We start from the raw sequence: 1,499 nt of genomic DNA, 5'->3' as shown, positions 1-1,499 counted from the left end.
CCCCCGTCGAGGACGTGACGGTACGCCGTGCACCCGGCTCGGCGCCGCTGATCACGGCGGCCGATCTTCCCCCTACCTCGCATTTCGTCGACGGCGCCTTCGACGATGCTGCTCCCGGCGACGTGTTCGATGTGATCGACCCCAGCTCGGAGAACGTCATCGCCCAGATCCCGCAGGGCACCACCGCGGACGTCGACCGTGCGGTGAGCGCCGCCGCAGCGGCCGCGGAAGCCTGGGCACGCGTGGTGCCCAAGGAGCGGTCGGAGGTACTGCACAAGATCGCCGACCGGCTCGCAGCCAACGCCGACCTGCTCGCCCGACTCGAATCCGCGAACGCAGGAAAGCCCCTGGCCGTCTCCCGTGACGACGTCGACGGCACCATCGACACCTTCCGCTTCATGGCCGGCGCCCTGCGCGCGACCACGTCCATGGCCGCCGGCGACTACGTCGAGAACCACCTGTCGGTGATCCTGCGCGAACCCCTCGGAGTGGTCGGAGTGGTCACCCCGTGGAACTACCCCCTGCTGATGGCCGCCTGGAAGATCGCCCCCATCCTCGCCGCCGGCAACACCCTGGTGATCAAGCCGTCGGAACAGACCCCGCTGACGACCCTGAAGTTCGCCGAACTCGTCGCCGACCTGCTGCCCGCCGGAGTGCTGAACGTCGTCACCGGCCGCGGCTCGGTCGTCGGCGCCCGGCTCGCCGAGCACCCGGACGTGGACATGATCGCCCTCACCGGGTCGGTGGGCAGTGGCCGCGCCGTCGCCCGCGGCGCCGCCGAGACCCTCAAGCGGGTCCACCTCGAACTCGGTGGCAAGGCGCCGGTCGTGATCTTCGCCGACGCCAACCTCGAGGAGGCAGCGGAATCGCTGCGGGTCGCGAGCTTCTGGAATTCGGGGCAGGAATGCGGAGCGGCGTGCCGCGTCCTGGTCCACAAATCGGTCGCCGACAAGTTCGTCGAACTCTTCGTCGCACAGGTCCGCGAACTCGCCATCGGCGAACCCGGCGCCGGCGACGACATCGAGATCGGGCCCCTGGTCTCCAAGGCTCATTTCGATCGCGTCCTCGGATACCTCGACCACGCCGCCCAGCAGAGCATCCGGGTCGCCATCGGCGGAACGGCACTGGCCGGTACCGGCTACTTCGTGGCACCGACGGTGCTCGTCGACGTCCCCGACGGCGCCGAGTGCTCCCGTGAGGAGATCTTCGGACCCGTCGTCACCGTCGAGACCTTCACCGACGAGGACGAGGCCGTGCGCCGCGCCAACGACGTACCCGTCGGCCTGTCCGCTTCGGTCTGGACCGAGAACGCGCGCCGCAGTCACGACATCGCTGCGCGGCTGGATTCCGGTACCGTCTGGGTCAATTCACACCTGGTGCTGGCCAACGAGGTCCCCTGGGGTGGATTCAAGGGTTCCGGTTACGGCCGCGACCTGTCGATCTACGCCCTCGACGACTACTCCCGCACCAAGCACGTCATGCACAACCACAGTCGCTGA

Annotated in this window: 1 protein-coding gene; it reads left to right on the top strand. The window is 68.8% G+C overall.

Features of this window, described 5'->3' with window-relative positions; genetic code table 11:
- Positions 1–14 precede the first annotated feature (14 nt).
- Positions 15–1,499 carry an aldehyde dehydrogenase family protein gene (locus tag P3H15_RS53905; RefSeq protein WP_276144807.1) on the top strand — a complete coding sequence of 495 codons (1,485 nt, stop codon included), beginning with the start codon at positions 15–17 and terminating at the stop codon, positions 1,497–1,499.

The sequence above is a fragment of the Rhodococcus sp. T2V genome (assembly GCF_029269925.1).
Lineage (GTDB): Bacteria > Actinomycetota > Actinomycetes > Mycobacteriales > Mycobacteriaceae > Rhodococcus_F > Rhodococcus_F koreensis.
Note: the sequence above shows the minus strand (reverse complement) of the source record. Positions and strands in the feature narration are given on the sequence as shown.